Genomic DNA, 26,113 nt, shown 5'->3' with positions numbered 1-26,113 from the left:
GAGAGACGCGTGCGATCACCCATCCCCCACTACCTCGCCGAGGCGGTCGACCACGTCGCGCCGGGCGTCTCCGGCGCAACCGCGGACTACGTCCCTGAGCTCGCCGCGGCCGACCCCGAGCGGCTCGCCGCCGTCTTCGCCACCGTCGACGGCAGGGTCTAGGGCGCGGGCGACACCAACGTCGCGTTCACCATCCAGTCGATCTCCAAGCCCTTCACCTACGCCCCGGCCCTGGCAGACCCGAGGGTTCGACGCCGTCCTGGCCAAGGTGGGCGTCGAGCTCTCCGGGGAGGCCTTCAACGAGATCTACCTCGAGGACGGCTCGGGCCGCCTGCGGAACCCGGTGATCAACGCGGGCGCGATCACCACGCACTCGCTCGTCGGTCCTGCGTCGCTGGACCCGCCCGAGCGGGTGGATTGCGTGTTCCGCAGCCACGACGTCCCAACTGAGGACCCGACCGCTGTCGCGAGGGCTACACCCGGCAGTGCTCCCTGCTGGTCACCACGCGCGACCTCGCGAGCTGTCGATGCGGGGGCCGGGTCGAGCGTCTGCGCCATACGGAGGGCTACCGTGGCGAGGAGTACTAGAAGTGGGCAGTTCGACTCATCAGATGCGAACGCCGCCGGAGTCGCGTGCGAGTTCACCCCGGGCCGGCACTGCAAGACCTTCAGAGGCGTCATTGGAATTGCCGACATCTCGCATGATGGTTCCTCCGGCCTCATCAGACTCACGGCCGAAGACACCGTCGTCTACGAGTCCCCGGCCCTGACACCAGGCATGGACGTGCCAGTCAACGTCCCGCTTGCACAGCCCTACCGCTTCGGCATCCAACTCTTCGACACCACACCCGGCGGTACCACCGGGCGCGACGCTGTCGAAGCGTGGCCCGTGATCGGCGACCCGGCCTTCCTCTGCACCGGCGTCTGAGTCTCGAGGGAAATGGCGCAGGCCACACCTTGGGTGCCTTCGCGCAAAAAATCCGGCGGGCATCGACTGCCCTTGGCCCGAGCGGAGGGCTCACGGAGACGTCATAAGAGCAACCGCCTGGTGTCGGCTCTCCCGCAATGAGCTCGCCACCGGGCGCTCGTCTTTCTCCCGCCTATGACCGTCGAGCCGGGAAACGTCGTGCTCCGCGTCCCAGGGTCGCCATGCCTTCGCCGGTGCCTCGTTGAACGGGCTCCCTCCCCGGGTCCGCCCGCACCCCAAGCAGCGGCCGTACTGATGCGGCCCAGCATCGGCAGTGTGCAGTTTCACGCTTGAATCGCGGGGCTCGGTGTCGCCCGCCAAAGTCAAATAGGGGATGTGCACGCTAGACTGGTCGACCAGATCAGGTCAGCGCTCCGCTGGGTCATGCTGTCACCGGATGTTGCAGCAGTCCCCCGGGACTTGACCAGGGTCTGGGAATGCCGACGCGGGGACGAATCCAAACGTCCATACACTGACTTCAGCCCCAGGCGCCGACCCTGCCCACGGTGGACGCGATCGGAGTTGTGCGGGCAACCCAGTTAATGTGCCCGAGTGCTGCGCGGATGCCAGCGGTCGACGGACTCGTTGTTCTCGCGTCTCTGTCGCACAGACGCGAGCCGACGGAGAGGAATGACAATGGAAGCAGCGCGGTCGACCAACGGCAGGTGTACCAACTTCGCCAAGCCGGGCTGCTTCGAATGAGAAGTGCGATCGGCTACCTGGGTCGACGTGTCGCCGTCGGGCTGGCTGTGACCGCGGCTTGCGCGGTCCTTGCGAGCGCGTGCACACCAGGAACCCCCGGCTCCGAGACCGACCGCAGCCCCGCGTCCGAAGATGCGGTTGATCAGCAGCGATTCTTAGCGCGCATCCCGCGCTTCACTGACTCTCGGATGTCGAGCCCAATGCAACTATGTCAGAGCCCGGGGCAGGCGCAACGCGGCAGCGGGCCGCCGGACGGCCTCCCCGCTGGACGTTACCTGTTCTGCGGCAAGGTCGAGGCGACGGACGCCGACGGCACGAACCATCATTGGCCCGTGCGAATTCTGGCCGGCCGCCGGACCCTCCGTCTCGACAAAGAGACGGTTACCGTGATGCATCCCGGAGGACCCGGGATCTCCCCGGTTGACCAGCTTCAGAAGGTGCTGCCAAGCGTCGACTTTGACCGCACGGTAGTCCTCACCTGGAACGGCGTCACCTCAGCCACGGAACAGCGGGCATGTGGTCCCGAAGGGGTCACTTTCGGAATCGACCGCCGCCTCTGGCTTACTCAGGTCGAGACAGTCGTCCAGGAATGCGCCCAGAGTGTTCGATCGCTGCCCTACGAAGCCTCGGCCGTTGCGTCCGCGCACGAACTCGAAGCTGTGAGGTCAGCACTTGGACTCCGGAACCTGGATCTCCTGACCTATTCCTACGGGACTCTGATCGCGGAGGCGTATCTCGAGAAGCATCCGGGCCGAGTCAGGCGGGCCGTGCTGGACGGGCCGATGGTGGCGGATGCGCCTTGGGAAATGCGGTTGTCCGAGGTCTCAGAAGCTCTCGCGCGCAGTTGGGCGCGAATCGCTTCCGTCTGTAGCACGCACGACTGCTCCGAGGCCGTCCAAGAACTGCTCAACGTGAGCGGCGGATACACAGCGGTGCACAACGCCGTGATGCAGGAACCGGCATCGGTGGGATCTGGGCAACAGCGCCTGACCGGGACCGCATTGGACTTGGCAACCATCGCAGTGCTTCGTTCCCCGAGATTGACGCAGACTTATCTGGCGGCGCTCGACTCCGCACTGGAGGGGGACGGGGCGCCATTGTGGTCCCTAGGCCTTCCTGGCTACTTTGGCGTGGACCGTGCCGTGTACCAAGAGACTTTGTGCAACGATATTAAGTTTCCGGACACCCTCGAGCGGTTCGGCACGGCCAATCCCCTGGCCGAGACGTTCAGCACCGACCTGGCCCCATGCGTCGGACGCGGCACTCTGGGGCGTTCCGGCACGACGCGGCCCGGGGCTGCCGGCTCCCCGTCGGTAATGATCGTCGCTTCCACGTTGGATCCCCTGACGCCCTGGGGCCTGACGCAGGCTCGAGAGTGGCCCAAACACGTCACTTTGTGTCGGACCTCCACGCCCGGTCATACAGGCGCGTGGTCGCGTGCCGTGACTCGGAGTGAGCGCGAATTCCTATCGACCGGCCGGCTGTCCTGCCCTCAAGCCTGACCGCAAGGACGCACGGCCGAGCGTTTCCAAGTCGTGGACAAGCCGATGGGCACAGACCCGATTGGCCACCTCGACTGGTGAACGTCCCCTTCCTGGGTGACGCTCTCGCGCTTCGGGAGTATGCCCTCGATTGCGTCTAGCCACCGCACCTGGGACGCGCCCTAGGACGGTGCGCATTTTCGCTAGTGTCAACGCGTGCGATTCGACTGAGTCGCGCAAGGTCGCCGGGGGGAGTGCGATCTGGCGAGGCGCTCTGGCCACGGCAAGCACGGCCTCCGGCTTGAGGGAGGGCACCCGGAATGAAGAGCAAGAGACTAATGGGTTGGGGCACAACGATCGTCCTGACCGCCGCCGCAATGAGCGTTCCAACGGTCCCTGCAGCGAGCATGGGCGCCGGCCAGCTGGCTGCTTCGACTGCGAGCTCCCTGCTCGAGGGAGAACCCCCGGTCGACATGACGATCATCTCGCAGGAGGAAGAGCTCAGCGACGTCGAAGTCGCGGCCTTAGAAATCACCCGAAGCGAGGAGGGCGCGGAGGCACTCGCGGAGGCTGCTGAGAACGGTATTGAGGTGCACTCCGAGCCGTTCGCGGTCTTCGGCACAGACGAGTCCACTCTGGTCGTCAGCGCCGACGTGACCGTCGAAGGCGTCAAGGGTGAGAACTCTGCCGGTGAGGAGATTACGGTCCTGTCACCCTCCATGGACCCAGCCGCAGGTGGCGACGCGGGCTTCGCGACCCCACCCAAGGGAGCTTGGGAGTACTACAACTCGAGCAACTGGCAGTACAAGACCGGGCCCTGGGTCCGCCAGGGATGGTGGATCGCTACCAAGGCGGACAACTGGCGCCCAAACGACAGCAGTCCGCGCCGCGACTACTACCGTCTGACCTACAAGATGACCGGGGGCGTCGAAGCCCGTGGGCACGGATACAACCGCATGTGGATCGAAGCGGACCGGGATGATACGACGTTGTCTCCGACACAGTTCGAAGCGAACACGCCGGAGGAAAGCATTGCGGGTAGGGCAGACAAGACGACAACGGTGGGCTATAGCTCCTCAGTTGACGTGGAGCTCGGGATTCCCCCGATAACAGTCGGAGGCACCTACAGCAATGATTACCAGGGGAGCCTCCAGTCCTCAAGCGAGTGGTGGCACCCGGTGGTCAGGGAGGGCGAGGTCGGCTCGAACGGGGTCGAGTGGTGTCGATATGCCGATGAACTCTTCGGGGGCAGCAAAGTCCTGACGGCGCGCGCCGCCTATTCGGTCGGCAAGAACGTCACCGCCCCCCCGAAGTGGACCGCTAGACATGGCATGTCCGAGAACACCGATAGGTGCCCACCGGTACCGGGATCAGGCGGTACCCTGCCGGCGCCCGAGCCGCAGTCGCCCCCTCTCGTTCAGGTCAGCTCTACCAGCGATGGATGGGCCGCGAGCAACACCGGCGTTGTCGGGTCTGGCGAAGGTCGTATCGCGATGGCAAATGTGGACGGGAGTGAGCGCGCGTACATCAACGACGCAGGATACCTCTACGAGGCGCACCGCGACGACCAAGGCCGCTGGCAGCGACTGGCCACAGGGGTCTATCTGGGAGCCGGCTCTCCAATCTCCGCGACGTACTTAGGTGGTGGCTGGGGGCGCGTGTACGCCAACATCCGTGGGGCTCTGCACGAGGTCTACGCAGATGCGGATGGCTGGCACATGGACGACACTGGCTTGCGGATCGGGGATGATTCCCCCATCGCAGCGACATACGTGGGGGGAGGCTGGGGCCGCGTGTACGCGAATGTCAATGGCGCCCTCTATGAGGCTTCAGCCAGCGCTGCCGGGTGGCAGAGCGGCTATACCGGCATCCAGCTGGGGTCCGGGTCGCCCATTTCAGCGGCCTACGTAGGGGGAGGATGGGGCCGCGTCTACGCCAACATCAACGGCGCGTTGTATGAGGTGTCGGCGAGTGGTGCGGGGTGGCATAGCGGTTACACCGGCATCCAGATCGGGGCGGGCTCGCCCATCGCAGCTGCGTACATGGACGGCGGCTGGGCACGGGTCTACGTCAACCGGGATGGCGCGCTGCAGGAGGTACACGCGTCTACCGGGTGGAAGATTGGTGACACCGGCGTCCGGCTGACTCCTGGCTCGCCGGTCTCGGCGACCTACGTGTCGGGTTCCTGGCCGACCGTGCTTGGTTCCTGAGTCGACCCACGACCGTGGATGGCGCCGGAAAGGTGCTCATCCACGGTCGTGGCACGTCCGGGGCCCTAACCGCCGCCATTTCGGGCAGTGTGTCGAACGAGGTGTGAAGTGGGGTCTGCCCCGAGTTTGGTTGACACCTGACCTGTGAGGTTCCCGCCTCGCAAGCAAGGATGTGCACCATGCCGAAGCCGTATCCCAAGGAGTTCCGCGACGATGTCGTGGCCGTGGGTCAAGTCCCGGGTCCAGATACTCCGCGACACCCGGGTTCGTCTCTAGAGGCTTGATGCAGTAGACCATCCCCCACCGACGAGGGGAAGCCGCTCGTAGCCGGATTCCGCGTGGGCACAAAGCCGTCTTGCACCATATTCGAGACGGCACTCACGCAGGTCGCCTACCGTTGGTTCCGACGGGTCAGCCTATGCCAGCCGAGCACCGGTCCCACGCCCAAGCGAGCCTCAGGCCTTGCGGTACGTGTCACCCCCGCATGGGATGGGCGATGTCGCCAACCTGCGCGCGACCCAATCACCTAATCCGAGGCCTTGAGGAGATCAGTTTGACGAGCAATCTGGTGCGCCGTGTGGTGGCATCCGCTCTCGCGGCTGCCACAGTCGCGTGTGCTAGCCCAATCTTTCCGGCGACAAACGCTGCCGCGCACACAAATTCCGGATTCGCTCCGACTGTCACCGCCGAGTTATCGCCGCCACTCTTCTTTCCCGCCAGGGATGGGTATCAGGACCAGACCACTCTAACGGTCCGCACTAGTGAACCCCTCTCGGCCATGTGGATCCTGATCACCAACTCGTCTGACAAGAGCGTCAGTTCCGCGTCAGTTGAAGACATCGCTGCTGGCGACGTGCATTTCGAATGGGACGGTACGAACCGAAAAGGGAAACCAGTTCCCAGTGGGACTTATCATTTCCGCGTTGCCATGGAAGATCGCGCGGGCAGCCGGTCCGTTACCAGAAAAATCAAGGTAAAGGTGTCGGACAAGAAACTCGTCAAACACTCAGGAAGCACCACGGTCACTCCGGCACGGAGTTTTGTCGCGAAGAACGTGGGCCAGTGCTCAGCGGTCATTTCCCCCGGCGTGCACAGGTGGGCCGGTTCCGTCGGCTACCTAAGCGACGTCGATGGTTGCGGGATCTATGATGGGAACTACGACACCGCGGGACTCGTCCACTCGGCAAAACTTCCGCGCGCCGTCAAATATGGCTCCATGCGGATCAACACCTACGGCGGCCAGGCAGTTTCTACCCGAAATGACGTCGCGATGCTCATGTACGGCACCGCCGATGGCGAGATTTCGTCCACTGGCCCCGTCCTGGGTTCGGCTGTGAAGACCCACATCGGCCCGACTGTCGGCGCCAAATTCATCTCGGCCAGCGGACGGGTTCGCTGGGCCGTCTCGACTGGATTTGGGCACTCGTACGACATCAAGAACTTCAGGATCCACTACACGTATTACAAACTTCGCTAACATCGGGTGACTGAGGTATAAGGCGGGCTCCACTCGACCCTGTGGCCTTGGGTGTCATCGGCCCTGCGTCGAGCTGCTGCATAACTTGGGCAACGTGCAGGATCACGCTCAAATCGCGTCCATAGGCGTCGCCCGCAAACATCTCGGCCCGATTCGGGCAAGTGACGTGCGTTCGGCGTGCCTCGATTGACGTTGGCGCGGCGGGTCAGGTGTTCAGGATCCGCAGCGCGGTCTGCCGTTGGCACGGGCGTCGGGTGGCAGCGTTCGCCATTGGGCAGCGGCGTCCGGTAGAGCGCGCGCCAACGTCTGGAGGCCTGAGCGATCCGAGCCGGCGTACTGCGACACCGCCCGCCCCCGACGTCCGCCGTACTCCACGCGGAGTACGGCGAAGTGTCTGCCGTGGTCAGACGCGTCAGCGCCGCCTGGTTGGCAGCGTGATCGCCATGACCACTGAACTAGCGGCGCCCGACCACACCGGTGCCGACAAGAGACCGAAGAGATCACAGACCAAGACCCTGCTGCCCTGGCTCGTGGTGGCCGTGTGGATCGGGTTGCTGGTGAGCGGCTACTCACTCGCCGGCAAACTCGACTCGGTGACCCGCGACGGGCAGGCCGACTATTTGCCGGCCAGCGCCCAGTCGACCAAGGTGCTCCAGGCCGAGGCCGGCCTGCCCGGCGGCGAGAACGGCCTGCTCATGGTCGTTTATGAGCGGCCGGGCGGCCTCCAGCCGGGCGATCGCGAGGCGGTCGAACGCGGCCAGTCCGAGCTCGCGGAGCGATTCGGCAACGACCCCGACGCACTGCCCGAGATCGTCGACTCCGACGACGGCACGGCCCTGATGTACGCGCTTCCGCTCGACCGTGATGCGGTCGCCGAGGAGGCTGGCGCCACCGCGGATGCGCGTGCCCTCCTCGACGACCGGCCGAGTGGCCTGAACGCATATGTCACCGGTCCGACCGCGCTGGGGGCCGACATGGATGAGGTCTTTGATGCCGTCGACGCGACGTTGATGCTCGCTACTGCCGTGGTGGTGGCGCTCCTGCTGATCCTCACGTACCGCAGTCCGCTGCTGTGGCTGGTCCCTCTCGCCTCGGTCGGGGTCGCGGCGATCACGTCGATGGGGACCGTTTACATACTCACCCAGATCTTCGACTTCACCATCACGAGCATGAGCTCAGCGCTGCTGATCGTGCTGGTCTTCGGCGCGGGCACCGACTATGCCTTGCTTCTCGTGTCCCGCTACCGCGAGGAGCTGCACCGTCACGAACGGCCGATCGACGCGATGCTGCCGGCGCTGCGTGGCGCTGGCCCGGCGATCCTCGCTTCGGCGGCGACGGTGGTCGCCGGCTTGTTGTGCCTGTTGGCCGCGGATCTGAACAGCATCAGCAGTCTCGGCCCGGTGGGTGCGGCGGGCATCGGGGCGGCGCTGCTGGTCATGCTGACGCTTTTCCCGGCCCTGCTGGTGGTGCTCGGGCGCCGCGTCTTCTGGCCGTTCGTTCCGCGACTCGGGGGTGAGGCCCACAAACCCCGTTCTGGGTGGGCTCGACTCGGCGAGCTGGTCGCGCGCCGCCGCGTCGTCAGTTGGGCGGTTCCGCTGGCGATCCTGGGCGGTCTGGCGCTGGGCACCGTGGGTGCCAGCGGCTCGCTTCCGCAGCTGGACCAGTTCGCCCGTTCGACACCGGACTCGGTGACCGGGGCGAAGCTGATCGAGGCGCGCTACCCCGACGAGAGCGGTCAGCCGCTCACCGTGATGAGTCGGCCGGACCAGAGCCGCAAGGTCCTGGCCGCCGTCGAAGGGACGCCGGGGGTCGCCCAAGCCGAGATCGGCCGGGCCAGCGACGACTGGGTGGAGATCTCCGTGCTCCCGGTCGACTCTCCAGAGAGCGCGGGTGAGACGGCAACGATCAAGCAACTGCGGGAGAACGTGCGCAAGGTCGCCGGTGAGGCCGCGCTGGTCGGCGGTCCGAGTGCCGAGAAGCTCGACGAGGCCGAGACCAACAAGACCGACCGCAATCTGGTGATGCCGCTGATCCTGCTGGTGGTGCTCGCCATCCTCGGGCTGCTGCTGCGGGCGATCGTGGCTCCGCTGGTGCTGGTCGCCACCGTCGTGGTGTCGTACTTCGGAGCCCTCGGACTGTGCACCCTGTTGTTTGACCAGGTGCTCGGATTCGGCGGGTTGGAGTCGTCGGTCCCCCTGATCGGGTTCCTCTTCCTGGTCGCGCTCGGTGTCGACTACAACATCTTCTTGATGACCCGGGTGCGTGAGGAAGCCGTCCGGCACGGCACTGTCGAGGGCACGAAGCGTGGCCTCGCAGTGACAGGTGGCGTGATCACCTCGGCCGGCGTCGTGCTGGCGGCGACGTTCGCGGTGCTCGCCTCGCTGCCCCTCGTCATGCTCGTCGAGATTGGGATACTGGTCGCCGTCGGCGTGCTCATCGACACCTTGGTGGTGCGGTCCATCGTGGTTCCCGCACTCACGATGTCGCTGGGTTCGAGGATCTGGTGGCCCAGCAAGCTCTCGCGGACGAGTGAGGACAGTGTCGATGACCGTGTGTGAACGATGACGGCGCTCCGTCCGTCAGTGGCCGATTGGCTGCTGGCGGCGGGGTCGTTCGTGCTCGGGGTCGGCCTCGCGATCACGCTCGAGGCGGTCGATTTCGACGGCGAGCGAAGCGTGGATCTGCGGGCGATCGCGCTCCTGGGCGCCATGTCGGCGCCGTTGCTTGCCCGCCGGCGCTGGCCGATCCCCGTCGTGCTCGCGGTCCTCGCCGTGTCGACGCCCTACCACCTCCTCGACTATCCCCATGAGGCCACGATGCCGGCCTCACTTGTGGCGGCGTTCACGGCCGCGCGCTACAGCGAGCCACAGCGGCGGGCCGTCGCCGCCCTGGTGGCGGTGGGTGCGGTGACCGTGCCCGTCGTCGCCGACGAGGCGTCAGGGGCACCTGGCGATGCTCTCCTCGGCGTCGGCTGGCTGCTCATGGCGTTCTTCGCCGGGCTCGCGGTCCGCTTCCATCAGGCCTGGAAGGCCTCCGTCGCCGCGCGGCTCGAACAGGAGCGTGCCGACGAGGTCGAGCGGCGGGTAGCCGAAGAACGGGTACTGATCGCCGCCGAGCTGCACGACGTCCTGGCACACGGTCTCGCGGTCGCCAACGTCCAGGCGTCAGTCGCTGCGCACCTGATCGACCAGCTGCCGAGGCGGGCCGATGCGCCGCTGCGGGAGCTGTCCAGCACACTGCACAACCTGTCGGACACGAGCCGAGCCACGCTCCATGAGCTGCGTGCCATTCTGGACATCCTGCACGGCGGCGAGGCCGAGCCCACCGAGCCAGTGCCCCAGCTCGGCGAGCTGCAGCGTCTGGTGGACATGGCCGAGGCGGCTGGTGTCCGGGTCGACGTGGAGGCTGCCGGGCTGCCGGACGAGCTACCGTCGACGGTGTCCGTGGTGGCCTATCGGATCATCCAGGAGTCGCTGACCAATGTCATTCGACACTCCACGGCCAAGCACGCGACCGTCCGACTCAACCAGGACGGCCACCGGCTGCGGATCGCGGTCGTCGATCACGGGCCCGCGCGACCGGACTCGACCGTGGCATCGGCCGGCTTCGGGATCGTCGGGATGACAGGCCGGGCGCACGCCGTCGGCGGCGAGCTGTCCGCCGGGCCTGGCGAGTCCGGAGGATTCGAGGTACGGGCCACCCTGCCGCTGCCGGAGATCTGGCGGGTGCCGTCGTGATCCGGGTCCTGCTCGCCGACGACCAGACTCTGGTGCGCGGCGCGTTCGCGCTGCTGGTCAACTCCGCTGATGACATGGAGGTTGTCGGGGAGGCCGGCACCGGCGACGAGGCGGTGACACTGACCCTGGACCTGCGCCCCGACGTCGTCTTGATGGACATCAGGATGCCGAGCACCGACGGCATCGAGGCGACCCGGCAGATCTTCGCTGACGATGGATCGAGCGGCAGCAAGGTGCTGATCCTGACCACCTTCGAGACAGACACCAACGTACTGCGCAGCCTTCGCGCGGGGGCATGTGGATTCCTGCCGAAGGACACCCGTCCAGACGCGCTGCTGGACGCCGTCCGCACCGTCGCGGCGGGCGAGGCGCTGCTGTCGCCCGGCGCGACCAGGGCGGTCATCACCCGTGCGCTGAGTCGCCCGGACGCGCCGGCGCCCGAGCGGCTGGCCAGCCTGACGACGCGCGAACGCGAGGTGCTCCGGCTGGTCGCCGCGGGCCGAAGCAACCAGGAGATCGCGGACGAGCTGGTCGTCAGCCCGCTGACCGCCAAGACTCACGTGGGCCGCATCCTCGCGAAGATGGGCGCTCGCGACCGGGTCCATCTCGTGATCGCGGCGTACGAAGCAGGGCTCCCCTAGGCGCTTCGCCCAGCATGACCCCGCTCGACGACGAGACAGAGACGTCAGTCGGCGGCCTCTCAGCAAGCGCCTCCAGAAGAAGTCCCTTCCGGTCCAGTCACCACTGGCGCCTCGCCCTTGCCACACGCCGCCTGAAGTAGCCGGGACCGCAGAGTCAGCCAAGACGTCGCTCTCGGAGGTACCGGGCGCGACGGTCCCGAGGTCGACGATCGACAACTTCAAGGTCGTGCTCTTTGCAGGTGGGTGGGCATCGACCATCTCAGGTCGGGACAGCGGCGCTGCGAAGTGCTCGCTGTCGTCTGGGACGTGCGCTCAGCCGAACTACGTCATCCCAGCCTCTCCTCTCCGAGCGGCGCCACCGGTTCACCGCCGCTGTGCAACTCGCGAGCTGAACAGCGGCGGCGACGTAGACGTCAGTCCGAGAGCCGCCCAGCGGCGTGGTTGGCGGCGATGTAGCCGAAGACCAGACCTTGGGCGATCGTCGCACCCGGTCCGGGGTAGACCCGGCCGAAGGCGTTGCCGGCTGCGTTGCCTGTCGCATACAGGCCCTCGATGACCGATCCGTCTGTGCGCAGGGCGCGGGCGAACTCGTCGGCCTTCACGCCGCCGCAGGTGCCGAGGTCGCCGGGGACTACCTTGACCGCGTAGAACGGGCCTTGGTCGATCGGGCCCAGGCACGGATTCGGTTTGACGGCGGGGTCGCCGTAGTAGCGGTCATAGGCGCTGTCGCCGCGGCCGAAATCGTCATCGTGCCCGGAAGCGCACAAGGTGTTGAAGCGTTGGACGCTTTGCGGCAGCGCCGCCATGCCCAGCTCTGCGGCCAACTTCTCCAACGAGTCGGCCTTCTTGACCACGCCGGCGTCGTACCACTCTTGCGGGAAGGACTGGCGCGGGAAGATCGACCCGCCGAACACGTACCGGTTGCGGTAGCGCTGGTCGAAGACCATCCACACCGGAAGGTCCTCACGAAGCATCTCCTTGCCGGCCGACATGTAGTTGACGGCCTCATTCATGAAGCGCTCACCAGCCTGGTTGACGATGATCTGGCCGGGCAGTGAACGCTCGGCCAGCAGCGTGCCGGGCATGGGCCCGGGGATCGGCACTGCCGGGAACCACCAGGATTCCTCCATGAAGGCCAGGTCCGCGCCGACCGCCTGGGCGGCGATGGTGATCGCGTCACCGGTGTTCGCCGGGTTGCCCAACGCCCAGTCTGTGTCGAGCTTCTCCGACTGGTAGGTGTGACGCATCGCCTCATTGCGGTCGAAACCGCCCGCCGCGAGAACCACGCCGTGCTTCGCCCGGACGCTGATGTCCTTGCCGTCACGGTGCACCACCACCCCGACGACGCGATCGTCCTCGACGAGCAATTCCTTCAATGGCGAGTCGAGCCACACCGGGATGTTCCGGGCCCGAACCCCGGCGTACAACCCAGCGGCCAACGCGCCACCACCGGCGATGTACTCGCGGCCGATCGCCAGACCGCCCACGCCCATACCCAGCAGGCGCGCCGCGACGACGATGCCGCGCGGAGTCCGGGCGACCAGGTTGAGCCACTTGTAGCTGCTACCGGTCACCGGCATCGGGAACGGCGCTTCCAGCGCGGGTGGACGCAACTTGTCACGGTCGGCACCCAGCTTGCGGGCGTTGAAGGGCTTCGGCTCCATGGCCCGCCCGACCGCCGACCCTCCGGGGAGCTCCGGGAAGTAGTCGGCGTAGTCGGCCATGTGACCGAACTTCAGCGGGGTCAGGCGCCGCAGGGCATTGACTGCCTCGGCGCCATGAGACAGGAACGACTTCCAGCGCGCCTCGGGCGCTTCCCCGCCCGTCACAGCAGCCAGGTACTCGGTCGCTTGGGACATCGAGTCCGGCGCTCCAGCCTCGGCCAGCATGGGGTTGCACGGCACCCAGAAGCCACCGCCCGACAGGGCAGTCGAGCCGCCCACGTACTCCGACTTCTCCACGAGCAGGACCGACATGCCTGTTTCGGCCGCCGCCAACGCGGCCAGCATCCCGGTTCCGGTCCCCACGACCACCAGGTCGAATGACTTGTTAACCATCTCACACTCCTTTGTCGAGCAATACTTACCACATGGCAGGGTTTCGGGTTGCCCGAACACCCTGCGCGTCCCATAGGTGGCACCGTCGTGCGAGATACTGGAGGAGTGACGAAGTTGGGGCGCGGGCCGTACAAGGTCGGACTGGCGAAACGGGCCGCGATCCTCGACGCGGCGTTGGAGGAGTTCTCGCAAGCGGGTTTCGAGGCCGCCTCACTGCGATCCATCGCCGCCCGAGTCGGGATCACCCACAGCGGCCTGCAGCACCACTTCGCATCCAAGAACGACCTCCTGCTGGGCGTGCTCGTCGCTCAGGAGGAAGCTGATCGCCAGTTCTTCGACGAGGGCGCTCTGCTGGACGTCGACGACCTCGTCAGTGCCTACGCACGCGTCGCCGAACGCCGCCGCTCCACCCCTGCCTGGACCCGGCTGTGGATCAGCCTCAAGCTGAACGTCGCAGCGCAACCCGACCACGTGGCCGCAGTCTTCGTCCGACAGCGTGCCGCGGCCTGGGACCAAGAACTGACCGACGTGTTCGACCGGGCGCAGACCGCCGGTCTCATTGCCGCCGACGTCGATTGCGCTGCGGCTGCCCGCGGCTTCCTCACCCTCCATGAGGGACTCATGATCCGACAGATGCTCGACCCGAGTACTGACGTGGAGGGTCCACTGCGCTGGACGCTCACCCGGCTCCGCGCAAGCGACCGGGAGTAGTGCGCGACCGCCGAGCAAGCACAAGACTGCTTCCCGGTAGGAAGCACTTGGATGACCCTGTCGAGGGCCGAGCGGTCCACGACGAGGTCGCGGACGACGGGATAGCTGCCGGCCCGCAACGGTTCGAGGGTGATCCGTTCGCGTTTGGGTGACCTGAAACTTCCGCCTGGTCAGCCCTCCAGAAAAAGGGGTGACACCAGGAGGTTCCGCACCTGGACGCTCACCTGGTCAGCTCAATTCCGCCCGGATCCTGCGAAGGGCCTCAAGGCCCCGTACGGTCACAGTGACGCCCTACGCGACGGCGTGACCGCCCAGGACACCTCCTGGGCGCACCAGCGAAGGAGGCCCCCGTGGAGTTTCACCTCCGAACAGTGCGCGTCCTCCCCAACACCACTCCGCGAGTCCGTCTCGTCCGGCTGACATTGATCACCTGGGCTCTCGCAGTCCTGGCCATCGCCGCCCTCGCGGTCGCTGCGCTCCTCACTCTCTTCCTGGTCGGACGCGGCCCCGTCGCCGCCGTCTGGACCTTTGACGTCACCGCCCGGGTCCCGGCGTGGTCCGCGCTGGTGGGACTGGTCCTGCTCGCAGCGGCACTCACGATGGCGCTCGTGACCGAGGAGCTCCGCGCCGGTCTGGCCGTCCTGGCCGGGCTCGACCCGCACACCCTGACCCAGGGCCCCATCACCGTCCGAGCACAGCACCTCCTCGCCGACCGGCGTACACCCAGCGCGTCCCGCGCCCGTCGTTTCCTGCCGAGTGCGTTGACCGGGGTCTCCACCGATGCGGTGTCGAACCCCGCCCTCGGCGGGACGAGCGTCCGGGTCACCGTGCTGGTCCCGGCCTACAACGAGGAGGACACGATCAGTGAGGCGCTCGCCTCCCTTGCCTCGCAGACCCGCACTCCCGACCGCGTCATCGTGGTGGCTGACAACTGCACCGACGCCACCGCGGACCTCGCCCGCGCCACCGGCGCGGAGGTGTTCGTCACCATCGCCAACAGAGACAAGAAGGCTGGGGCACTGAACCAGGCCCTCGCTGAGATCCTCCCGACCCTCGACCAGGACGATGCCGTCCTGGTGATGGACGCTGACACCACGTTGGGGGGCGGTTTCCTCGCAGCCGCGACCCGCAGCCTCGAGGCCGACCCCGACCTGATCGCGGTCGGCGGCATCTTCCACGGCGAGCCGGGGGGCGGCCTCGTCGGCGCGCTCCAACGCAACGAGTACACCCGGTACGCCCGGTACATCGACCGACGCCACGGCAAGGTGTTCGTCCTGTCCGGCACCGCATCGCTGATCCGCGCCCACGGGCTGCGCACCGTCGCCGCGGCCCGCGGCACCCTGATCCCCGGCGAGACGGGCGCCGTCTACGACACGGCCGCCCTCACCGAGGACAACGAGCTCACCTTGGCCCTGAAGTCCCTGGGAGCAAAGCTGGTCTCCCCACCCGAGTGCACCAACGTCACCGAGATCATGGTGACGTGGCGTGCGCTGTGGCGCCAACGCTCGCGGTGGCAGCGCGGCGCCCTGGAGAACATCTCCAACTACGGACCCACCCGCCCGACCGGCCTGTACTGGGTCCAGCAGTTCGGCATCGGCTGGGGCGTCATAGCCCTGAACAGCTTCCTGGTCTTGATGACCATCACGCTCCTCGCCGCCGACCAAGTCGCGTTCACCTGGTTCTGGGTCGTCGTGGGCGCAGTTTTCCTCCTCGAGCGCATCGTGACCGCGTGGCGTGCCGGCTGGGCCGGACGGTTCCTCGCGCTACCCATCTTCATCGAGCTCGCCTACGACCTGTTCCTCCAAGCCGTGTTCGTCAAGTCGATCTTCGACATCGCCACGGGTCGCGAAGCCGGCTGGAACAACGTCACCCGCACCGGGGCGACCGCACCCGAGGCCGGACGACACTCCATTCCCGAGGCGGCGGCACCGTGACCGCGTTGACGCTGGCAGCTGCGCTCGACACACTCGTCACCTGGGGGATCGTGCTGCCGACCTCAGTCCTCACCTCCGGCTGGTACCAGATCCTGGCCGCATTCGTTGCCGCGAACACCCTGATCTACGCAGTCCTGAGCATCTCCAAGCTGTTGCCCAGACTGCGCCGGCGGTAGCGGCCTGAGGCTCGGACTCGGGCCCCAGGGGCTGATGGACGGTCGCGGTCAGATCCAATTGCGTCGTTTGAAGATCGCGTAGAGGATGGCTGACCCGGCGACCATCGAGATGAGCGCTAGCGGGTATCCCAGACGCCAGTTCAGTTCCGGCATGTGTGTGAAATTCATGCCGTAGATTCCAGCGACAAGGGTCGGGGCAAACAGGATCGCGGCCCAGGACGAGATCTTCTTGACCTCCTCACTCTGGGCGAACTGCGCCTGGGTCAACCGCTGCGTCTCCTCGTTCTGTCGCTGCCCGACCAGGGTTGCGTTGACGGTGAGGACGTGCTCCAACAGGGTCCGGAAGTTGTCAACACGGTCGATGATCTTGATCGTGTGATCCTCGACGTCGCGGAGATGATGCCGCAGCTCCTCGTCCACGTCGTACTTGTCGAAGCCGTCCTTGAGCGCCTCAAGCATCCCGGCCAGCGGCTGGGTAGCGCGCTGGAACTGGATCACCTCGCGCAGCAGGCCGTAGATGCGCCGGGACACCGCGGGGTCTCCGTCGAAGACCTGGAACTCGATCTCGTCGATGTCGTTGGCCAGTCCAGCAACAACCGGCTCGTACTCATCTACCACTTGGTCGAGGATGGCGTAGAGGACCGCCTCGGGCCCGAGCCCGAGCAGCTTGGCCGAACCTTCTAGACGCTTCCTGACGACACCTAGGTCCGGGGTCTCGGCGTAGCGGCTGGTGATGACGAAGTTGGGCCCGGTCAGGACGTGGATCTCGCCGAACTCGACCCGTTCCTCCGCGTCGACGTAGCGCGCCGGGCGCAGCACGATGAAGAGCACATCGCCGTAGCGCTCAATCTTCGGGCGCTGGTGCGCCTTAATGGCGTCGTCCACGACCAGGTCGTGGAGCGCAAACTCTGACGCGACCGAGTCCATTTCCTCGCGGGTCGGCCGATACAGGCCGATCCATCCCATGCCGCCGGTCTCGGCCATCGTCTCGTACGTCAGCTCGAGGGACGGAGGGACGGCGCAGCGAGCACCGGCCAGGTAGACCGCGTTGTTGACGATTCCCATTAAGGACCTTCTTCTTGCATCGTGCGACGCCGAATCGCTTGCGGGCCCTCATTCAACGGGACTGCTGCACGGATAGGAGACACATTGACCTAGGGCACTGACTCCAGCACGATCATGGTGAACTGCTTACGGCACCTTCTCCGCCGGGTTCACAGCCGAGCGCGACGGCCCGGGCACCGCTATATCCAGTCCCTCGAAGCTCCGCGCGGATACAGAACCGACTGCGGTCTCGGTCCGAGGATGCTCGCCAGTGTCTGGGCTCAGGCGGCGTGGGTCGCGTGGCGTGAGGCGCGTATCAGTGCTGAGGCGAGAGCCGCGCAAAGCGTGAGGGTCGCTGAGCGGTGGTGCGAACACTGCGCGCCGGCTTCGCGGAGCGTGTCGCCACAGTTGCGGTACTCATGATTCAGGCTCGGCCCGGTGAGCCCGTCGCGCAGGTCGTGGAGACGCCGGTTGGCGGCGTCACTGAGCGCCCGGACGTAGCCGAGCTGGCTGGAGGTGAGGACGGTGGAATCACCTCCGCCCAGGATGTGGCGGGCGAGTTGGTCGGCCACTTCACTGACTTCGCCGATGTCGTCGGCGAATTGGAGTTCGTGCATCAGACGGGGCAGAGGCAAGGCGGTCCTGATTCGCAGCGCGTCGATCGCCGCTGCGCGGGCCCGGCCACGAGCCGCTGAAGTTCTTAGCACCTCACGTGCCGCGTGCTTGTCTGCGTTCAGGACGGCGGCGAGAGCGCTCTCGAGGGCCTGATTCGTCGCGACGAGCAGGTTGTCCAGGTCGTCATGCGTGGTAGCGGTATGGGTCATGGCTCGATGGTGCGGGGGCGCGGACGCCTCTCTGCAGAGAGCTAACGCAATTTTGGCAGTGCGCTGACGGGATCCTTCACTTCTTGTCGTGGCGACCTCTGCCCCGCTCGTCGTCGGTGTGGCGTTGAGTCTTCGGACTTCGTCAGCGGCAGGGGCGGACTCGACATTCCCTTGACCTTGACGCAGCGTCAGGGCTTCACGATGCGTGCATGACCACCACACCAGCCATCCAGCTCATTGGGCTGACCAAGTCTTTCGGCGACCACGCGGTGCTCCAGGGTGTCGACCTGAGTGTGCCGGGCGGCAGCATCTACGCCCTGCTCGGTTCCAACGGCGCCGGCAAGACCACCCTCGTCAGGATCCTCGCCACTCTCCTCCTGGCGGACGGCGGCCTCGCCTCGGTCGACGGCCACGACGTCGTCACCGCACCGGCCCGGGTGAGGGAGTCGATCAGCCTGACCGGCCAGTTCGCTGCCGTCGACGAGATCCTCACCGGCCGGGAGAACCTCGAGCTCATCGCGGAGCTGCGGCACCTGCCCCACCCCCGAGATATCGCTGACGACCTCCTGGCCAGGTTTGACCTCAGAGATGCCGGCGGGCGGCGGGTGGCGACGTACTCCGGCGGCATGCGGCGGCGGCTCGACATCGCGATGAGCCTGGTTGGAAGCCCGAGGGTTCTCTTCCTCGACGAGCCGACGACCGGGCTGGACCCGCAGTCGCGGCTCGAGGTCTGGAAGACGGTGCGGGAGCTGGCTGGCCAGGGCAGGACGGTTCTGCTGACGACGCAGTACCTCGACGAGGCCGAGCAGCTCGCCGACCGGATCGCGATCCTCCACGGCGGCCGGATCATCGCAGACGGCACGTTGGCCGAGCTCAAGGCCCTCCTGCCTCCGGCGAAGCTCGAGTACGTCGAGAAGCAGCCCACCCTGGAAGAGATCTTCCTCAGCATCGTGGGGAGCACCTCATGATTCGCGACACCGTGGTCCTGACGAAGCGGTCGCTGCGCCACATCATGCGCAGCCCCGACACCATCGTCACCACAGCCCTCACGCCGGTGGCCATGCTGATGCTCTTCGTCTACGTCTTCGGCGGAGCGATCGACACCGGCGAGCGCAGCGGTGAGTACGTCGACTACCTGCTCCCCGGGATCCTGCTGATCACCGTCGCCTCGGGAGTCGCGTACACGTCGTACCGGCTGTTCCTGGACCTGCAGGGCGGTGTCTTCGACCGGTTCCACTCGATGCCGATCGCCCGGTCCGCGACCTTGTGGGCACATGTGCTCACCTCCCTGGTGGCGAACCTGGTCTCGCTCGTGCTGGTCGTACTGGTGGCCCTGCTGATGGGTTTCCGGTCCAGCGCCGGTCCACTCGCCTGGCTCGCGGTGATCAGCTTCATGGTGCTCTTCACGCTGGCACTCACCTGGCTCGCGGTCATCGCCGGCTTGAGCGCCAAGTCAGCTGACGGTGCAGGTGGGTTCGCCTACCCACTGCTGTTCCTCCCCTTCCTCAGTTCCGCCTTCGTGCCGACCGAGGGCATGCCCGGGCCGGTGCGCTGGTTCGCCGAGCACCAACCCGTGACCTCACTCGTCGACACGCTCCGCAATCTCTACGCCGAGCAGCCGCTGGGGACCGACGCCTGGACCGCGCTGGCGTGGTGCGCCGGCCTGCTGGTCCTCGGCTACGCACTGGCAATGCGTAGCTACAAGCGGAGAATGACTGCATGCTGACCATCAGCCAGCTCGCGACCTACGCCGGGGTGACCGTGCGCGCGGTCCGCCACTACCACGCCACCGGGCTGATGGCGGAGCCTGAGCGCGACCACTCCGGCTATCGGCGGTACGACGCTGCCGCCGTCGTCGAGCTGATCCGGATCCGGACGCTCGCCGAGGCAGGAGTCCCGCTGTCGCGCGTGCAGGAACTGTTGGCCGCCGACGACGACTCCTTCGCCACGGCGGTCCACGAGATCGACGGCCGGCTGCGCGCGGAGATCAAGGACCGCCAGCAGCACCGGCGACGGATCGCGCTTCTCGCCGCCGGCGACAGCCTGGCGCTCCCGCCGGAGGCGGTCACCTACCTCGACCGGCTGCGCGAGGTCGGCGTACCCGCGAAGATGGTCGAGGCCGAGCGCGACGCCTGGGTCCTCGTGGCCGCACAGCTGCCGGAACGGATGCCGTTCTACATGGAGATGAAGAACCAGGAGCTTGATGACCCCCGCGTGCGCAACCTCTACCGGGATCTCGCCGAAGTCACGACGTGGTCTGCCCGGGACCCGCGTCTGGAGGAGGTCGCCGACCGGCTCGCTGCGGAGTTCGAGGCCATGCCGGGGGCGGCGTGGGACCAAGACGGGCTGCCCGATGACTTGGCAGCGTTGCTGGACGCTGTGTTCCTGAACTCGGTCCCGGGCGCGCACCGGATCCTGCGTCGGCTCGAGGAGCGCGGCTGGACCGGCTGGACCAACCTGCGCCCTGGGCATGCGAAGCCGTAGACGAGTTGTCCAGCTGCACCTGTAGGGAACGCCCTCGCAGCACGGTCGTGCTCGCGCGCCAAACATGGGGGGTGCCCGAGCCGCCTTCCATTCATGAAGCCACCGGAGTGCGGCCAGCCAATCGTCCTGAACGGGGCTAACTCGCCGGGGCGGTTGATCCTGCGTTCGCTGCGCCCAGAATGGGGGTGCGAGTGAACTGGCTGGCCGAGCGGAAGACATTGCAGCGCATCTCGTAAGCCACGCTCTTGGCGTCGATGCAAGGAAGTACGACGCCGACGGCCGTCAGTCTGCAGTGGACTTCATGCTCGAGTGGCCCAACGGGCGACGGGGCGCGCTCGAGGTCACTCTCGTCACTCATGCCAAGTCGTCCGCCTGGCAGGGACTGGCTTCCAAGGAAGCCTGGCGCTGGCCAGCACCGCCTGACCGACTGCCCCCTGACATCTACTCCAGCGACCCCGACCTCGACTGGTTGAACACCGTTGGTCACCTTCGTCGAACACCCTCCACACCTGGTGTCGTCCTGCTTCCTGCGATCCGCGCCCGGCCAACGACAGCGACCGCACCGGATCGACCTCACGCGTCATCCGGGTCGGCTGAGCGCGGTCCCTGCCCGTTTCCAGTGATTGGCGCCGGCGGTGCGGATGGCGTCCTCGAGGTCGCTGAACAGGACCTCGCAGCAGCGGACGTCAGTGCTCGCGCAGCAGGACGCCCGCGCCGGGGACCCGGTCCTCGATCCCGTGCTCGCGCAGCGCGTGCCAGAGCGTGGCGGAGTTGATGGCGACGACCGGCTTGCCGAGCTCGACCTCCAGCGTCTCGGCGAGGCCGACGAAGGACAGGTTCGTGCCCACCTGCACGATCGCCTCCACGTCCGGACCGTCGAGCTCGGCGACGACTTCGCGCAGCCTCGGCTCCGCGACGCGGGCGATGCCGGTCGCGGTCGCGCAGCGCAGGCCGGTGATCGCGGCGACGTCGAAGCCCGCCTCGGTGAAGAAGCGGCCCACCTCGCGGTCGGCCACGGGCTGGTAGGGCGAGAACACCGCGATCCGGCGTACGCCCAGCGCCCGGAGCCCCGCACGACAGGAGCTCGCGCCGGTGGTGACCGGCAGGCCCGTGCGCTCGCGCAACCGGCGCTCGAACGCCGCGTTGCCCTCCACGCCGCCCCAGAACGTCTCCGCCGACATGCCCATGACCAGCCGGTCGGGCTCCGCGGTGAGGGCGTCCCGCACCGCGGTGTCGATGGAGGCCCGGATCTGCAGCAGCAGCGCCTCGAAGCCCGCGTCGCCGTCCATGGTCGGGTTCTCGATGTACATCGAGCCGGCCCGGAAGGCCACGCCCCCGACGCCGGCGCGCCAGTAGTCGTGCTCGACGACGGTGTTGGTGCTGGGGACGATCACCCCGAACACGGCGCGGGGGCCCACGACGTTCGTCATCGGGCGACCTCCGAGAGGTGCAGGTCGACCGCCCGGTGCGCACGCGCGCGAGCCGTCGGCCGGTCGAGCAGCAGCGCGTCGACGAGCAGCGGCGAGAGGATCGCGGCCACCGCGTCGTCCGCCGCGGTCCGAGACACCCCGGCGTCGCGGAGCACGGCCTGGAAGGGCGCCAGCAGGTCCCCGACGTAGCGCCGCCGCAGCTCCGCGGCCGCGGGGTCCGATCCCCCGGTCGCGGCGAGCGCCTGCAGGAACGCCGCCACGGGCTTGTCCCGGAGCCGGTTGCACAGGGCGTCGACCTCCGCGTGGAGGTCCTGCGCCACGTCGCCCGTGGGCGTACGACGCGGGCTGGGGGCGACGTCGATGAGCGCAGCCAGGACGTCGGTCGGCGTGGGCCAGTGCCGGTAGATCGTCGACCGGGACACCCCTGTCACCTGGTGCAGGCGCTGCGCCGTCAGCGCGGTCGCACCCTCGGTCAGCAGCAGCTCCAGCGCCGCGGTCAGCACCGTGGTGGTCGTGTCGTTCGCCGGCCCCGCGGGCCGTCCGGTCCTGGACATGAACATAACGATACAACATGCACCGCTAATGTGATATCAGTACATGTTGTATCGCTAAGTTGACGGCCCACCATCACCCGAGGAGACCCATGCGCCCCCACGTCGAGACCATCGACGAGCGTGACCTGATCTGGCACGTCGCCGAGTTCGAGCACGCCACCGGCACCGCCCGGCAGCGCAACCTCTGCTACGACGAGGAGGACGGATCGGCGTCGCTGAAGGTGCACTTCACCACCGACTGGTCGCGTCCCGCCGGCGTCCACGCGGCCGAGACCGAGTGGTACGTGCTGGAGGGCCAGGTCCGCATCGGCGACACCGTGCTGGGTCCCGAGGGCTACTGGCACGCCAGCACCGGCGTCCTGACCCCGCCCCTGGAGGTCGCCGAGGGGTCGGTCGTGCTGGTGTTCCGCGAGTTCGGGGACTGGACCTTCACCCCCGCCGACGCCGACTCGCCCAGCGTCCGCCCCGAGCAGCAGCTGATCGTCCTGCAGACCCGCGACATGCCGTGGATCGACGTGGAGGACGGCAGCCCGATGCGCTTCGACCTCGGCGGCACCCCCGTCCCCGGTCTCTACATCAAGCTGCTGCACCGCGACGAGAAGACCGGCTTCTACACCCGGCTGATCAAGGCCAAGCCGGGCTGGGTCGAGCACCCCCTCGCCCACCACCCCTGCAGCGAGGAGGCGTACTGCCTCGAGGGCGGCTTCGAGTACAGCTTCGGCAACATGTGGCCCGGCACCTACTTCTACCGCCCGCCGCTGGTGCGCCACGGCGACTTCGTCGCCCACCGCGAGCACGGCTGCACGTGGCTGATGCGCTCCGACAGCGACCTGGTCGACTGGTACACCGAGGACGCCCGCATCGAGATGCTCGGCACCCCCACCAACTGGGGCGAGGGCTTCCCCCGCACCGCCGCCCCGCGCCCGGTGCAGCCCGTGCGCTCGCGCAGCCTCGGCCCCTGGGCGGACCCGACCTACCAGTGACGGCGAGGGCGGTCCCGGGAGACCTCGACACCTGTCCCGGGACCGCCACGCCGGCGCCAGGTCGGTGACGGAGGTGACGCCCCCTGACAGCCGAGAGGCTCAGGCGGGTGCGGGCGTTGCGTAGCCCTCGAGGCGATGGAGGTCGGACAGCCGGCGGCGCAGCATCATGTGCACGACGACCAGACCCGAGGTCAGCGCGGCGTAGACGCACCACAGCGACGCGAAGGCCTGGACGTAGACGATGGCGACGACCGAGAGCCCGACCAGGTTGAGCAGCCCGAAGGCGACGATCGAGGGGTAGCCCGACAGCACCGAGGGGCCGATCACCGCCACGATGTAGAGCACGGCCCACATCGACCCCCACGTCAGGTCGACGTCGTAGACCAGTGCGTGCGGCTCCTCCCTGACCAGGAGGGGGCCGTCGAGCACCGCCCAGAGCAGGTACGCCGAGACCACCGCGCCGAGCGCGACGAACGGCGCCACCCGCTGGCGAAATCCCCGCGGCTCGAGCAGCAGCACCGCGAGCGGCACTAAGAGCGGCAGGACCGGGAAGGCGAAGAGGACGTAGAGCAGCGCGGCTGCGTCCTGGACCCCGGCCGAGACGTAGTCGGACGCGCCGTGCCAGACCAGCGCCTCGGTCAGCTGGTGCAGCGCGAAGAGCAGGGGCAGCGACGCGAACGGGAGCTCCCGAGCGGTGCGCACCTCGCGCAGGGAGACCACCGCGACGGGGAGCAGGGCCAGCCCGGCGGTCACATCGGCGCTCATCGAGAAGCACACACCCAGCCGGTACCCCCGTGCCGGTGGGTGGAAACCCCGGCGCCGCCAGGCGGGGGCAGAGGGGCCACCCCCGGGACTTGCTGCGCTGGCTCACGGACCTCGGCCAGGGGCTAAGGACCCGTCGGTTGAGGTCCTCGTGGACCCTGCCAGGCGGTGCGTGGCGCGGCGACCGTGGTCGGGTGCCCACCCTGACACCTCGGAGGGCCTGGACGCTCGCCGCCGTCTCGGTGGCCTGCCGCCTGGCCCTGCGGACGATCCGCGGCGACGTCGTGCCCCGCTTCCACGACCTCGCCGTCTACCGCGCCGAGGGCATGGCGCTGCGGCTCGGGTCGGACCTCTACGGCGCCCTGCCGGGGGTGCACGGCCTGGCCACCTATCCCCCGTTCGCCGCGATCCTCTTCGTTCCTGCGACCTTCGTGCCGTCGGGCCCCCTCGAGCTCGCGTCGGTGCTGGCCAACCTCGTCCTGCTGGCGGCGGTGGGCCACCTCTCGCTCCGCCTGGCCGGCCTCGAGGGCAGCCGGTTGAGCACGGGGACGGCAGTGCTGCTCGCGGTTGCCGTGTGGTGTGAGCCGGTGCAGTCCACCATCGGGTTCGGCCAGGTCAACCTGCTGCTCCTCGCCCTCGTCCTCGGCGACCTGACCGTGCTGCGCGACACCCGCTGGGCCGGGATCGGCACCGGCCTGGCCGCCGGGATGAAGGTGACGCCGGCGATCTTCATCGTCTACCTGCTGCTGGCCGGGCCGCGCCGAGCCGGCGCCACGGCCGTCGTGGCGGCGGGCGGCACCGTGCTGCTGTCCGCGCTCGTCGACCGGCGGGCGACCTGGGACTTCTGGACCCGCCACCTCTTCGACGACCGACGGGTCGGGCGGCCCGAGAACGTCTCGAACCAGTCGGTGCGGGGATGGCTGGTCCGCACCTTCGGCGACCGCGACCCCGGCGGCTGGCAGCTCGCGGTGATGCTCCTGGCGGTGCTCGTCGTCCTGCTCGTCGGGACCGCCGTGGCCGTCCGGGCCGGTCGCGCCGGCGACGACCTGGGCGGACTGGTGGCCATCGCTGCGACCGGGCTCCTGGTCTCGCCGATCTCGTGGAGCCATCACTGGGTGTGGTGCGTACCGATGCTGGTGCTCGGCTGGCAACGCTCCCGGCTGCTGCTCCTCACGGTGCTGGCGACCACCGCGACCTACCTCGTGTGGCGGGTCCCCGGCGGCGACCGACCGGAGCTCTCGTGGCACCCGCTCCAGGTGGCCCTCTCCGGCCCCTACGTCGTGCTCGGGGTGGTGGTGCTGGTGGTCGTGGCGCGACTCCCCGAGCCATGACGGCCCGGCCGAGCGCGCGGCGGCGCCAGACCTCGCAGCCGCCGGACTACGTTCTGGGACATGTCAGTGCATCCGGCCGACGAGTGGACGCTTCCTCCGTTGGAGACTGAGCGCCTGGTGCTCCGCGGCCCCGAGATCCGTGACCGCTCGGCCATCGTCGGCCTCTTCGCATCCCCGGAGGTCGGGACCTACCTCGGCGGGCCGCGACCCAAGGACGAGCTGGAGCGAACCGTTCCTCAGCACCCGAGACGCCGCGCGGGCCAGTTCGTCGTCGCCCTCGCCGGCTCGATGATCGGGATGGTGACACTCGACCGCCGTGACCCAGAGCTGCCCGGGCACGTCCGGCCGCAAGGCGGAGAGGCAGAGCTGGGGTACCTGTTCCTCCCGAGGTTCTGGGGCCGGGGCTATGCGTACGAGGCGTGCTCCGCCGCGCTCGCCTGGTTCAGGCGAGAGTCCCCCGGTGAGCCGGTGGTCCTGTGCACCCAGGTCGCCAACGCACGTGCTGTGCGCTTGGCGGAGCGACTGGGGTTCGAGGAGGCCGCGCGGTTCACCCAGTTCGACGCAGCGCAGTGGTTCGGGGCACTGCCACCGAAGGTGTGACGCTCGGC

23 protein-coding genes are annotated in these 26,113 nt (G+C 67.8%); 17 read left to right on the top strand and 6 right to left on the bottom strand.

Annotation, left to right across the window (positions count from 1 at the left end; genetic code table 11):
- Positions 1–9 precede the first annotated feature (9 nt).
- The 8 genes from AC4BG9_RS17335 (at position 10) to AC4BG9_RS17300 (ending at position 11,215) form a co-directional block, all read left to right on the top strand.
- Positions 10–162, top strand: coding sequence for a hypothetical protein (locus tag AC4BG9_RS17335; protein WP_490572369.1), 153 nt, complete (start codon positions 10–12; stop codon positions 160–162).
- Between the two features lie 106 nt (positions 163–268).
- Positions 269–928 carry a glutaminase gene (locus tag AC4BG9_RS17330; protein WP_490572368.1) on the top strand — a complete coding sequence of 220 codons (660 nt, stop codon included), beginning with the start codon at positions 269–271 and terminating at the stop codon, positions 926–928.
- Positions 929–2,001: 1,073 nt separating this feature from the next.
- The gene (locus tag AC4BG9_RS17325; RefSeq protein WP_490572367.1) at positions 2,002–3,171 is read left to right on the top strand and encodes an alpha/beta fold hydrolase; all 1,170 of its coding nucleotides are present in this window, start codon (positions 2,002–2,004) and stop codon (positions 3,169–3,171) included.
- Between the two features lie 299 nt (positions 3,172–3,470).
- Positions 3,471–5,360, top strand: coding sequence for a hypothetical protein (locus AC4BG9_RS17320; protein ID WP_490572366.1), 1,890 nt, complete (start codon positions 3,471–3,473; stop codon positions 5,358–5,360).
- 418 nt (positions 5,361–5,778) lie between these two features.
- Positions 5,779–6,837, top strand: coding sequence for a FlgD immunoglobulin-like domain containing protein (locus tag AC4BG9_RS17315; RefSeq protein WP_490572365.1), 1,059 nt, complete (start codon positions 5,779–5,781; stop codon positions 6,835–6,837).
- Positions 6,838–7,280: 443 nt separating this feature from the next.
- Positions 7,281–9,395: an MMPL family transporter gene (locus AC4BG9_RS17310; protein ID WP_490572388.1), complete on the top strand. Its 2,115-nt coding sequence runs from the start codon at positions 7,281–7,283 to the stop codon at positions 9,393–9,395.
- A 24-nt stretch (positions 9,396–9,419) separates the two neighbouring features.
- Entirely contained in the window at positions 9,420–10,574 is a 1,155-nt protein-coding gene (locus AC4BG9_RS17305) for a sensor histidine kinase (protein ID WP_490572364.1), read from the top strand.
- A complete protein-coding gene (locus AC4BG9_RS17300; RefSeq protein ID WP_490572363.1) occupies positions 10,571–11,215 on the top strand; it encodes a response regulator in 645 nt (214 codons plus the stop codon). The genes AC4BG9_RS17305 and AC4BG9_RS17300 overlap by 4 nt, the downstream gene beginning before the upstream one ends.
- Before the next feature lie 413 nt (positions 11,216–11,628).
- Here AC4BG9_RS17300 and AC4BG9_RS17295 read toward each other — a convergent pair whose 3' ends face one another.
- A complete protein-coding gene (locus tag AC4BG9_RS17295) occupies positions 11,629–13,272 on the bottom strand; it encodes an FAD-binding protein (protein WP_490572362.1) in 1,644 nt (547 codons plus the stop codon).
- Positions 13,273–13,377: 105 nt separating this feature from the next.
- On the opposite strand from AC4BG9_RS17295, the gene AC4BG9_RS17290 reads away from it, so the two are divergent.
- From AC4BG9_RS17290 to AC4BG9_RS17280, 3 genes are all read left to right on the top strand, one after another.
- Positions 13,378–13,983: a TetR/AcrR family transcriptional regulator gene (locus AC4BG9_RS17290; protein ID WP_490572361.1), complete on the top strand. Its 606-nt coding sequence runs from the start codon at positions 13,378–13,380 to the stop codon at positions 13,981–13,983.
- Positions 13,984–14,333: 350 nt separating this feature from the next.
- On the top strand, positions 14,334–15,917 hold the full coding sequence (locus tag AC4BG9_RS17285) for a glycosyltransferase family 2 protein (protein ID WP_490572360.1): 1,584 nt from the start codon (positions 14,334–14,336) through the stop codon (positions 15,915–15,917).
- Entirely contained in the window at positions 15,914–16,093 is a 180-nt protein-coding gene (locus AC4BG9_RS17280) for a hypothetical protein (protein WP_490572359.1), read from the top strand. The genes AC4BG9_RS17285 and AC4BG9_RS17280 overlap by 4 nt, the downstream gene beginning before the upstream one ends.
- Positions 16,094–16,141: 48 nt before the next feature.
- On the opposite strand, the gene AC4BG9_RS17275 is transcribed toward AC4BG9_RS17280, so the two are convergent.
- The gene (locus tag AC4BG9_RS17275) at positions 16,142–17,158 is read right to left on the bottom strand and encodes a magnesium and cobalt transport protein CorA (RefSeq protein WP_490572358.1); all 1,017 of its coding nucleotides are present in this window, start codon (positions 17,156–17,158) and stop codon (positions 16,142–16,144) included.
- Positions 17,159–17,418: 260 nt separating this feature from the next.
- Complete coding sequence (locus tag AC4BG9_RS17270; RefSeq protein ID WP_490572357.1) at positions 17,419–17,961, bottom strand: hypothetical protein; 543 nt, start codon at positions 17,959–17,961, stop codon at positions 17,419–17,421.
- 209 nt (positions 17,962–18,170) lie between these two features.
- On the opposite strand from AC4BG9_RS17270, the gene AC4BG9_RS17265 reads away from it, so the two are divergent.
- From AC4BG9_RS17265 to AC4BG9_RS17255, 3 genes are read left to right on the top strand one after another with little or no spacing between them, the layout of a single operon-like run.
- Complete coding sequence (locus tag AC4BG9_RS17265) at positions 18,171–18,929, top strand: ABC transporter ATP-binding protein (protein WP_490572356.1); 759 nt, start codon at positions 18,171–18,173, stop codon at positions 18,927–18,929.
- Positions 18,926–19,687: an ABC transporter permease gene (locus AC4BG9_RS17260; protein ID WP_490572355.1), complete on the top strand. Its 762-nt coding sequence runs from the start codon at positions 18,926–18,928 to the stop codon at positions 19,685–19,687. Before AC4BG9_RS17265 ends, AC4BG9_RS17260 begins: the two co-directional genes overlap by 4 nt.
- The gene (locus tag AC4BG9_RS17255) at positions 19,681–20,445 is read left to right on the top strand and encodes a MerR family transcriptional regulator (RefSeq protein ID WP_490572354.1); all 765 of its coding nucleotides are present in this window, start codon (positions 19,681–19,683) and stop codon (positions 20,443–20,445) included. The genes AC4BG9_RS17260 and AC4BG9_RS17255 overlap by 7 nt, the downstream gene beginning before the upstream one ends.
- Positions 20,446–21,131: 686 nt before the next feature.
- Here AC4BG9_RS17255 and AC4BG9_RS17250 read toward each other — a convergent pair.
- Both AC4BG9_RS17250 and AC4BG9_RS17245 read right to left on the bottom strand, forming a co-directional pair.
- A complete protein-coding gene (locus AC4BG9_RS17250; protein ID WP_490572353.1) occupies positions 21,132–21,875 on the bottom strand; it encodes a maleate cis-trans isomerase family protein in 744 nt (247 codons plus the stop codon).
- Positions 21,872–22,429 (bottom strand): TetR-like C-terminal domain-containing protein, encoded by a 558-nt coding sequence (locus AC4BG9_RS17245; protein WP_490572352.1) that lies wholly within the window; start codon positions 22,427–22,429, stop codon positions 21,872–21,874. Before AC4BG9_RS17245 ends, AC4BG9_RS17250 begins: the two co-directional genes overlap by 4 nt.
- A gap of 89 nt (positions 22,430–22,518) precedes the next feature.
- On the opposite strand from AC4BG9_RS17245, the gene AC4BG9_RS17240 reads away from it, so the two are divergent.
- Positions 22,519–23,412: a DUF4437 domain-containing protein gene (locus AC4BG9_RS17240; RefSeq protein ID WP_490572351.1), complete on the top strand. Its 894-nt coding sequence runs from the start codon at positions 22,519–22,521 to the stop codon at positions 23,410–23,412.
- 99 nt (positions 23,413–23,511) lie between these two features.
- Here the strand turns inward: AC4BG9_RS17240 and AC4BG9_RS17235 are convergent, their stop codons facing one another.
- Positions 23,512–24,177, bottom strand: coding sequence for a DUF6629 family protein (locus tag AC4BG9_RS17235; RefSeq protein WP_490572350.1), 666 nt, complete (start codon positions 24,175–24,177; stop codon positions 23,512–23,514).
- Positions 24,178–24,368: 191 nt separating this feature from the next.
- Between AC4BG9_RS17235 and AC4BG9_RS17230 the strand changes: the two genes are divergently transcribed.
- Complete coding sequence (locus tag AC4BG9_RS17230) at positions 24,369–25,505, top strand: glycosyltransferase 87 family protein (protein WP_490572349.1); 1,137 nt, start codon at positions 24,369–24,371, stop codon at positions 25,503–25,505.
- Between the two features lie 60 nt (positions 25,506–25,565).
- Positions 25,566–26,105 carry a GNAT family N-acetyltransferase gene (locus AC4BG9_RS17225; RefSeq protein ID WP_490572348.1) on the top strand — a complete coding sequence of 180 codons (540 nt, stop codon included), beginning with the start codon at positions 25,566–25,568 and terminating at the stop codon, positions 26,103–26,105.
- Positions 26,106–26,113 lie beyond the last annotated feature (8 nt).

It is taken from the genome of Nocardioides sp. Z40_12 (genome assembly GCF_058215795.1).
The sequence above is the reverse complement of the archived record's forward strand: the minus strand, read 5'-3'. Positions and strand labels throughout refer to the sequence as shown.